Raw genomic sequence first — 10,521 nt, 5'->3', positions numbered from 1 at the left:
GATGTTTTGGATTCTTCTTTAGTTGATGATGTTGATTCTGGGGTTGATGATGTTTTGGATTCTTCTTTAGTTGATGATGTTGATTCTGGGGTTGATGATGTTTTGGATTCTTCTTTAGACGCTGATGTTGATTCTTCAGGTGGTGAAATTGAAGAATCTGTGGAAGAGAGTGTTCCCGACTCTTCAATTGAAGAGGATGAAAATGATGATTTTAAAGCTACAGATGTTGATTCCTTAATTTCTAACCTTATAGGCGAAGAGCTTGAAGATGATTCTGCTGATGATTCAGAAACAGGTTCTGAATTGGAAACTGAAAATTCAGATTCGCAAAGCACTTCTGCGGAAAAGTCTAATGATGTTGATTCATTAATATCTGATATTATTCATGAAGAGGATAGGGAATTATCCGTTGTTGTAAACAACGTTTCCTTAAGCTTTGATGTTGCAAATGATAAAATTGATAATTTAAAGGAACTTTTTATCCGTACTCTTAAACGTAATAAGGCCGAAAAACAAAGATTCCAGGCTTTAAAAAATATTTCCTTTGAAATTTACAAGGGAGAGAAAATAGGGGTTATCGGTTATAATGGTGCAGGAAAAAGTACCTTGCTCAATGTGATAACCGGAATCTATCCTCCAGAGGAGGGAACAGTTGAAACTTACGGTAAGATTTCTCCTTTGCTTGCATTAGGCGCAGGTTTTGATCACAATTATTCCGGAAGGGAAAATATCTATTTGAATGGTGCTGTTCTTGGTTACAGCAAGGAATTTTTACAGTCCAAGTTTGATGAAATTGTTGAATTTTCAGAGCTTGAGGACTTTATAGATTTCCCTATTAAGAATTACTCTTCAGGAATGCTGGCAAAATTAGGATTTTCAATAGCTACCATTGTAGAGCCTGACATTTTAATCATTGACGAGGTTCTTGGTGTAGGGGATGTAAATTTCCAAAAGAAAAGCAGTGACAAGATTCGTTCCTTAATGGATTCCGGAACTACAGTTATTCTCGTTTCCCATTCCATTCCTCAAATCAGACAATTGTGTGACAAGGCCATTTGGATAGATCAGGGACGAGTGAGAGAAATTGGAGAAGTTAATGAGGTTTGCAATAATTATCTAAAGGATGCTGAAAAGGCTGATAAGGAACAATTGAAGAATATCCGATTCAGATAATACATTCTGATATTTTTTTATTTTTTATTATTTTTTATTGTTTTGGATTTATTTAATTAAATCCAATATTTAATTTTATTTTATATTATTTTATATTATTTTATTTTATTTTATTCTTATTTGATTATGAAAATGGTTTTAGGGGATTGAATTTTTATGGAAGCAGTGAAAAATTCAAATGACATTGATAATTTGGTGGAAAATAAGATAATTGGGGATATAGATTTAGAAAACTCTGAAATTAAGTTTTATGGATTTAACAATATTTTATTCTGTGATTCAGGTATAAAATTAAAAAAGTCACATATTAACTTTGTTGGAAACAATTCCATCATATTCCTGTCCTATACTGATAAGGATTATGTTCTGGAGGTTTACATCCGCAACAATTCCACAATTTTCATTGGAAAAAACAATGATTTGGGAGCTCCATTAAGCATTAATGTTCAGGAAAGGCAAAATGTAATTATTGGTGAAGACAATGTAATAGGAAACAATGTTACATTAAGAACAATTGACACCTATCCGATTTATGATTCTAACAGCTTCCAAAGGGTAAACCACTCTGAAAGTATTTTTATTGGAGATCATGTCTGGATAGATCATTTCACTTATATTTCAAGAGGATCAAAAATCGGGTCTGGAGCGATTATAGGAGTTCAAAGTTTTATTCCTCCATTGGATATTATTGAATCAAACACTTATCTGGTTGGAAATCCTGCAAGAGTAATTAAAAGAGATGTTTTCTTTACAAAGAATTTTGTGGGAACATTCACTCCAGAGGATACTGAAAATACTGCAGTATACAAGAATGATACTTTTATCTATGATTTTGCAAGTAATGAAACATTGTCAATGGATGATTTAGATAAGATTTTAAAGGATTTGGCGGTTGAGGAGAGATTGGAGTTTATTCAAAAGTTATTTATTAAAAATAAGCGAAAAAATAGGTTTGCAATTAAACCTTAAAATTTTAAAATGTTTGATGGTAGGTTTGCAATTAAACCTTAAAATTTTAAATTGTTTGATGGTAGGTTTGCAATTAAACCTTAAAATTTTAAAATGTTAATTTTTATTCATTTTTTCTTTTTTTTAAGATTAAGGTGTTTTTATGGGCAAAGATCAATTTTCATTTAAATTTTCAATTATAATGGCTGTATATAATGTTGAGGATTATTTAAATGAAGCCATTGATTCCATTGTCAAGCAGTCAATCGGTTTTGAAGAGAATGTTCAGCTGATTCTAGTTGATGATGGCAGCAGTGATGATTCATACAGGATTTCACTTGAATATCAGGACAAGTTTCCAAACAATATAATTGCACTTAGAAAAACCAACGGCGGTCAGGCAAGTGCACGTAACTTAGGTTTAAAATACGCTCAAGGAAAATACATTAATTTTTTAGACAGTGATGATTATTTGTCACTAAATGCATTAAATGATGTTTATACTTTTTTTGAAAAAAATGAATCAAATATAGATATACTTGCAATACCAATGACACTATTTGAGAGAAGAAATGGTCCCCACAGATTAAACAATAAGTTTGACTTGGGAACTAGGGTAATTGATTTAAGTCTTGAGGCAAACAATCCCATTCTATCATCATCCTCCGCTTTCATAAAATATGAATCCATTGGGGATTTAAGATTTGATGAAAATTTGGTTAATCTTGAGGATGCCTTGCTGATAAATAAAATTTTGCTTGAAAAGAAGAGACTTGGTGTTGTAAGTAGCTGCGAATACTTTTATAGGCAAAGGACTGCAAGGGATTCTACAGTTGACTCTGCAAGTACTAAAAAAGAGTATTTTACAGACAGGTTAAGGGACTTTTACAAGGTTTTGATTGACTATTGCATTGAAACTGAAGGGGAAGTTCCTAAGTTTATACAATATCTTTTTGCCTATGACCTTCAATGGTTGCTGAAAACACCTGATCTTGATGTTTTAAGAGAAGATGAAGGCGAAGCTGAAGGGTCTGACTTAAGCATAGATTCAAATAAGGCGATAGATGAGTTTTGGAATCTTTTGTATCAGGTTTTAAGCCATATTGATAAAAGTGTCATAATTGATAATGAGAATCTGGAAAAGGATTCCCAGTCATTTTTCATGTTCTTATATAACAATGACTCCTTAAAGACAGGTAGCAAATCCTTTTCAAATAGGGAATATGTCCTTTTGGAAGACAATTTCCTTGTTTTAAAAACAGGAGATTATTCCATTGACAGATTAAACATTCATAGAATATGGCTGGACATTGTTGAAATCAAGAATAATAATCTGAATATTTCCGGAATGTTTATATCAAACTTTAATGATAATAATTTTTCCATAAGGGTTCTTAAAAAGGCCGTTGATGCTAAAGGTTCAAATTCAGTTGAAGAGTTTCACTCTAAAAAAATCAAATACAATTCAAATTCAGTTGAAGAGTTTCACTCTAAAAAAATCAAATACAATACCCCTGAACGCAATACTCGCAAATATTTGACTTATGACTGGATATACCTTTTCAATTTTGATGTCAGCATTCCCTTAAACAAGGGGGAAATCAGTGATTTGGAGTTTTTCATAGATTATGATGACGGTGAAATATCCGCTTCCTATGAACTCTTGCTTGGCCTTAATCATAATCTTGGTTTATCTAAATACAGTGCTTATTTTTCAAAAGAGGATTATATTGTTCTTTTAAAAGATTTAAAACTCCATATACTTCCTTATAGTTATTTTTCTATGATTCGTTACGAATTCAGTAATTTTAAAAGAATTTTAAAGGATAAGCCAAACTTTTATCTAAATTCGATTTATGTGAAGTTGATTTATTATATTTTATATCCATTTTATAAAAATAGGAGAATTTGGATTTTCTCAGACAGGACAGATTTTGCGGATGATAATGCAAAACATTTATTTGATTATGCCTTGGGGCAAGATGATAATGTTGAAAAGTATTTTGCAGTAAATGGAAACAGCAAATCATTTGAATATATGAAGGGTTTGGCAAAAAATAATAAAAAAGACTTTTCATCACATGTCTTGTCATTTGCATCCCTAAAGCATAAGATTTTATATTTATTCGCTGAAAAGGCCATTTCCTCTTACACTAATGAGGAATTCATTAATCCCTTCTATGAACATGATAATAAGGAATTGTATTCCGGTTTAATCACTGCAGAAAGACTCTTTTTGCAACATGGTGTAACTAAGGATGACATTTCCAAATTTGTTAAAAAATACAATAATAATCTTTCCTTGATTCTCACTGTTTCAGATTTGGAAAGGGAATCCTTCTTAAATGAGGGATATAATTATGATGAGAGCATCATTCCTGTTTTAGGTTTTCCTAGATTTGATAATCTATTGAATGAAAACATCTATGCCTTTAAAGATCTTTTGAGTGAAAATAGGAATAATTATTCCAAACAGATACTGTTCATGCCTACTTGGAGAAAGGATTTGGAGAGGGGGAATCTTTTTTTAAGTTCAGATTACTTTAGGAATTTAAATAGTTTTTTAAATAATGAAAGATTATTTTCAATTTTAAAAGAAAAAGGGTATAAGTTAATATTTAAGCCCCATGCAGAGATGATGGATTATTTGAGCTATTTTAATTTAAATGATGAGATAATTGTGGATTTGGATAGTTCGTATCAAGTTTTATTCAAAAATTCCTCTCTTCTCATAACTGATTTCTCTTCAGTCTTTTTTGATTTTGCCTATCTTAAAAAGCCTGTGATTTATTATCAGGCAAATGAGGATTATCATTATGATAAGGGTTATTTTGATTATGGCTCAATGGGCTTTGGTGAAGTGATTGAAAAGGAAAGCGATTTGATTGATAAGATTGAATTTTATATAAGCAATGATTTTGAAATGGAAGATAATTTTAGGGAAAATGTTGAGGATTTCTTTAAGTTTATAGATGATAATAATTGTAAAAGGGTTTATGAGTGGATATTAAACCATTGATGATTTTTACTTAAAGCATATATAATTTATTCAATAAATTTAATTTTAAGCATTTAAATTATTAAATAATTAATTTAAGTCATTTTTATAAGATTATGATTTAGGTTATTTTTTATTGGAGATCATTTTTTTATTAGATTATGATTTAGGTTATTTTTTTATTGGAGATCATTTTTTTATTAGATTATGATTTAAGTTATTTTTATAAGATATAAAATTATGTTTATAGTTAATTTAGATAAATTTTTTATATTATTGAAACTAAAATATTTATAATAAAACATATGTGGTGAATAAATGAGATTAAATTTAAAAATAATTTCATTATTGTTGATTTTGTTCTTTGTATCAATTTCATTTGTTTCTGCAGATGATACTGGAGCAGTTGCAAATGATGCTGATTTAACTCAGGATGATGGTGGCAATGACCTTGTCCTAAGTGATGATGGCAACAATAATGATGAAACTGTTGAAGATAATAATACTGATAATGAAAATAATATTGGAGAAAGCGAAACTGGTTCAAGTGATGGAGATGGAACTGGTTTGGATACAGTAAGTAATGAAACAGACACTTCTTCAAATGAAGAGGAAACTACAGTTTTTGAACCTGGAACTTTCAATGACTTAAGAAATATCATTTCCAGTGCTCAGGAAAATTCCAGCATAGTTTTAGATAGGGATTATAATTATAATTCCGGTTTTACAACTAATGGAATTACAATCAGCAAATCCATTTCAATCATTGGAAATGGACATTCAATTGACGCTAAAAAATCCGGAAGAATTTTCTCAATTACTGCAGATAATGTGGTGTTAAGTGACATTAACTTTTTAAATGGTTATAAGGATGACGGTGCAGGAGCCATTTCTGCTTCTGGAAATCATCTCACCATTAGCAACTGTACTTTTAAGAATAATTCTGCAGATGGATCCATTGCAGGTGCGGTTTTCTTAAAAAACAATAATCATGTAGTGACTAACAGCATTTTTATTTCAAATACTGTAAAGGGCAGTGGTGGAGCTATTCGTTTACAGGGAAGCAATTCCTTATTTGAAAATAATGTTTTCAAAAACAATAAGGCTACTGACAGTCTTGGTGGGGCTATCAATGCCTTAGGTAATGACAATATAATCAAAGGAAATATTTTTGAAAATAATTATGCTGGCCGTGATGGCGGTGCAATTGATGTTGAAGGCACTGCCGTTGAAAGCAATGGTTTAAGAAATATTGTTGATAACAATACATTTACTAACAACACTTCCCTTTATGGTGGTGCAATTAGTATTAATTGTCAAAATAATACTGTTTCAAATAATGTTTTCTCTAAAAACTATGCTAGTGCTCTTGGTGGTGCAATAAGGGTTGCTGGTGCAAGTTCCAATACCATAATCATTAAGGGCAACAGTTTTACTGGAGATTATTCAAAAAAGAGTGGTGGAGCCATTTATGCAGAGGGAACTGCAATTACCATTAGCAATAATGCCTTTAAAAACAATAAGGCTGTATCCTCAAATGGCGGAGCCATCAATATTAAAGGCAATAAGGCAGTTATCTCCTATAATACTATAGTTTCTGCAAGCTGTTCCGGAAGTGGAGGAGCCATTTATCTTGAAGGAAACAGTTCAAAACTTAGTTACAATAATATTTCCAGTTCTAAGGCAGGTTCCTCTTCAACCAGTGGTGGAGCAGCATACCTTTTAGGTAATAGCATTTCAGTAAGTCATAATGATTTTGCCAATAATACTGCAGCAAGTTTAGGCGGCGCTTTCTTGATTAAAGGCAGTTCTGCCAGTGTAACTTACAATAGTTTCAGTGGTAACAAGGCTAATGCAGGTGCCGACATTTATGGAAACGGTGCTGGAGCAACAGTAAGTGACAATAGTTTTGCATCCAGCGGCACCGTTAGATGGGATGGTGCAACAGCAAGCAGTTTAACTGCTAAAACTACATCCTATTCTGTAACTGCCAGCACTAAAAAATTAAGCACAACTTTAAAAGCAGGTACAAAGGCATTATCCGGTAAAACAGTCACCTTTAAAGTTAATGGTAAGACTTATACAGCTACCACTAATTCAAAGGGTGTGGCCAGTGTAAAAATCACTTTGGCTAAAAAAGGAACTTATACTTATACAGTTAGTTTTGCTGGAGATAAAACTTACAGCGCTGTAAGCAAGAATGGAAAACTTGTATTGAAACCATTGACCACAGCCATGACTGTTAAGAAATACACCTTTAAAAAGGCTGCCACTAAAAAAATTGCAGTTACTTTAAAATCAGGTAAAACTGCTCTTAAAAGTAAAAAAATTAGCATAACTGTTAATAAAAAGACTTATTCTGCAAAAACAAATAAAAAAGGTATTGCAACTATTAAAATTGTTTTAACTAAAAAAGGAACTTTCTCCTACACTGCTAAGTTTGCAGGAGACAATACCTATAAGGCAATTACTAAAAAACAAAGTGTTGTAATTAAATAATTTAATAATTAAATAAGTGATGATAAGTTTTTTATCATTATTTATTTTTCTTTTTTTTAAAAAAAGCATATTATTTGAGAATATTTAATTTAAAAATCAATTCTCTTTTATCCAATCATAAACTCTTTTACAGTTCTTTTGATCTTTATATTTGAAGAAGTCTTCAACCCTATTTTTATATTTGTCTTCCATTTGACAATTCTCTTTTAAATAGAATTCAATTTTTTCAATCAATGCATCTTCTGTTTTGATTATGTCTCCAAAGCCCATTGTTTCAATATCAAAATAGCTTTTTTCATAATGGTAATCTTCCTCTTTTTGATAATAGATTACAGGTTTTTTAAGATATGCAAAATCAAAGAATACTGATGAATAGTCAGTAATCATTAGGGAAGAATTATTGAAGAGTTCCTGATATGACTCATTTTGGGATATGTAAATTTCATCAGGTATTTTTAATAGGTCAATGTATCGCTCATCACTGTTTCCAATAGTTCTATTTAATTCAGGATGGGCTTTAAAAACTATATTATATCCTTTTTCCCTAATAATTTCCATTAATTTTTCATTATTCAATAAGGAATTTAAATCTTTATAATAATCTGATGCTAAAAATCTTTCCTTATTTGTTCTTAAATACCTTCTCCATGAAGGTATAATCAGGATTTGTTTATTCGGATTATTTTTTAAATTATCATATCTTGGAAATCCCAGTGTTTGAATTATGGATTCATCATAGTTATACCCTTCCTCTAAAAAGGATTCTTTTTCCTTTAGGGAAACAGTTGTAATCAATGATAAATTCTTATCGAATTTGGAAAGCCATGATGATATGTTTCCAAGGGTTACTCCATGTTGGAGGAAATAGAGTTTATAATTAAGCAAACCTGCATAGAGTGCTCTTTGGTCTTTTCTGGAATCGTAGAATGGATTAATAACACTTTCATATGGATGTGAGGATATTATTTTATCTGCATGAAAAGTGAGGATTTTATGTTTAAATGATCCATGGCTTAAAACTTTGCCTATTTTGGATAGTCTTTCATAATCCTTGCTGTCCTTGGATAGGACAAAATATTTTTTTACATTATCTTCAATAGTCATTGCATATTTAAAGAGGTGTTCTCCATTGTCATCAGCATTATCGACTCTATCTTCAAATAAATAGATCTCTTTATCTTTTTTGACGAACTTGTTAAAAGGGATATATGTGAGTATGTAACTTAATCTGAGAATGATGGCATATTTATATCCATAGGATTTACTATTAAAAATGTTTTTAATGGAAAAATACTCTTTCTTCAGAAGATTCTTATAGGAATATGGTATTAAATGAAAAACATTATTGTCAAAATAGATTATATTGGATTTTCTAAATTTATAGTTGCTTATTCTAGACATTTTGGCATGGATTTGATAGTCAAGATCCAAATAGTTTGATACGATATTGTCTTCATCAAAGTTCCTGTTATTCCCGTCCTTGTGATAGTTGATTCTAATTCTTATTTGGGAAATTTCATTCTCTTTTATTGGAATCCTTATGTCAAAATTATTTCTGAATTGGAAAGTCTCTGAGAAAAATTTTATATCCCTTCTGGAGGTATATCTTGCATATTCTCCTATGTATCTTTCTGTTTTTAGGTTTTCACTTTCTTTTATTGCTTCAATTGAAATGTTTTTTATATCGTATAGGCTATTAAATAATCCGGACATATTTAAATAATCGCCATCAAATTCAATGATGTCAAACCAAATCCTATGGTTTTGAATATTGTCTATTGTAAAATCATTCACTTTCAATAAAACATTATTGTTTTCATTTATTTCAGTATGCAAATCATTTTCCTTCATGTATAAGAAATAATCCCTTCTAAATGGATTTTTAATGTATTGGTTATTTAAAATCATATGACTTGGTATATAATCCAGAATCTCCCTTAAGTATTTGAAAAAGTCTTCCCTTTCATCCTCATCTAAAATGGATAGTTCGGCCTGTTCAAAAATCCATTGCAAATCATAAGCCAAGGCATATAATAAAAATTCAGGTATTTCCCCTTCCTTTTCCTTTGCATAATTAATGAGGTATAAAAAATAATTGCTTAATTTTTCATTATAATACTCCTTTTTAAACACTACAGTATCGATTGTGGAATTTTCATCAAATCTTTTTCTAAGATAATATTGGGTGGTGTTTAGGACTCCCAATGTTTTTTTAATAAGCAATATCTTATTTACCAGTATCACATCTTCTGAAAATATTACATTTGTAGGGAAATTAAATTCCTTGAAATATTCCTTTTTTATAAAGGATGAATTTGTGTGAAGCTGGATGTTATTTGGTTCTTCAGTCAAGTCAATTACTCTTGATTGTGTGAATTTTCCATTTAGGATGTGTTGGTTTCTTTCCCTGCCGAAGAAATAAATTGGTATTGATACAATATCCGTTTGCTCATAGTGTTTTTCAAAAAAATCAAATACCTTTTCAAAGGCATCCTCTGCAAAATAATCATCGCTGTCTAAAAAATTGATGTATTTTCCCTTGATATGCTTTAATCCATGATTTCTTGCAGATGCCTGTCCTGCATTTTCCTGACTTAATGCAATAATGTTTTTGGGAAATTTATCCTGATATTTTAGACATATCTCATAAGAGCTGTCTTCACTTCCATCATTTACAAGAATTAACTGGATATTCTCTTCAAATCCAATGCTTTGATTAATTACAGAATCAATTGCCTCTTTTAGAAAATCCTCTGAATTGTATATTGCCATTACTACAGAAAATTTAAAATCAATTGTATTTTCTTCATTAATTCCTTTCTCCAAGATCCATTCCCCTAGATTATTTTTTTTGTTTTTTTATTTTTTGAGTAATAATTTTAAAATTTTTGTTTAAATCATTT

Annotated in this window: 5 protein-coding genes; 4 read left to right on the top strand and 1 reads right to left on the bottom strand. The window is 30.4% G+C overall.

Features of this window, described 5'->3' with window-relative positions:
• The first annotated feature begins 6 nt into the window (after positions 1 to 6).
• The 4 genes from Q0138_RS05905 (at position 7) to Q0138_RS05890 (ending at position 7,618) form a co-directional block, all read left to right on the top strand.
• Positions 7 to 1,173: an ABC transporter ATP-binding protein gene (locus Q0138_RS05905; RefSeq protein WP_297982019.1), complete on the top strand. Its 1,167-nt coding sequence runs from the start codon at positions 7 to 9 to the stop codon at positions 1,171 to 1,173.
• A 156-nt stretch (positions 1,174 to 1,329) separates the two neighbouring features.
• Complete coding sequence (locus Q0138_RS05900; RefSeq protein ID WP_297982017.1) at positions 1,330 to 2,142, top strand: acetyltransferase; 813 nt, start codon at positions 1,330 to 1,332, stop codon at positions 2,140 to 2,142.
• A gap of 142 nt (positions 2,143 to 2,284) precedes the next feature.
• Positions 2,285 to 5,140: a CDP-glycerol glycerophosphotransferase family protein gene (locus Q0138_RS05895; protein WP_297982015.1), complete on the top strand. Its 2,856-nt coding sequence runs from the start codon at positions 2,285 to 2,287 to the stop codon at positions 5,138 to 5,140.
• Positions 5,141 to 5,437: 297 nt separating this feature from the next.
• Positions 5,438 to 7,618, top strand: a complete 2,181-nt coding sequence (locus Q0138_RS05890) for a right-handed parallel beta-helix repeat-containing protein (protein WP_297982013.1) — start codon at positions 5,438 to 5,440, stop codon at positions 7,616 to 7,618.
• 96 nt (positions 7,619 to 7,714) lie between these two features.
• Here Q0138_RS05890 and Q0138_RS05885 read toward each other — a convergent pair whose 3' ends face one another.
• Positions 7,715 to 10,444 carry a CDP-glycerol glycerophosphotransferase family protein gene (locus Q0138_RS05885; protein WP_297982011.1) on the bottom strand — a complete coding sequence of 910 codons (2,730 nt, stop codon included), beginning with the start codon at positions 10,442 to 10,444 and terminating at the stop codon, positions 7,715 to 7,717.
• Positions 10,445 to 10,521: the final 77 nt, after the last annotated feature.

This window comes from uncultured Methanobrevibacter sp. (assembly GCF_937906425.1).
GTDB lineage: Archaea > Methanobacteriota > Methanobacteria > Methanobacteriales > Methanobacteriaceae > Methanobrevibacter.
Note: the sequence above shows the minus strand (reverse complement) of the source record. Positions and strands in the feature narration are given on the sequence as shown.

What these genes read in the sequence shown, in the direction of transcription:
- Q0138_RS05900 (WP_297982017.1), top strand. Translation starts at nt 1,330, where the DNA reads ATGGAAGCAGTGAAAAATTCAAATGACATTGATAATTTGGTGGAAAAT.
- Q0138_RS05895 (WP_297982015.1), top strand. Translation starts at nt 2,285, where the DNA reads ATGGGCAAAGATCAATTTTCATTTAAATTTTCAATTATAATGGCTGTA.
- Q0138_RS05890 (WP_297982013.1), top strand. Translation starts at nt 5,438, where the DNA reads ATGAGATTAAATTTAAAAATAATTTCATTATTGTTGATTTTGTTCTTT.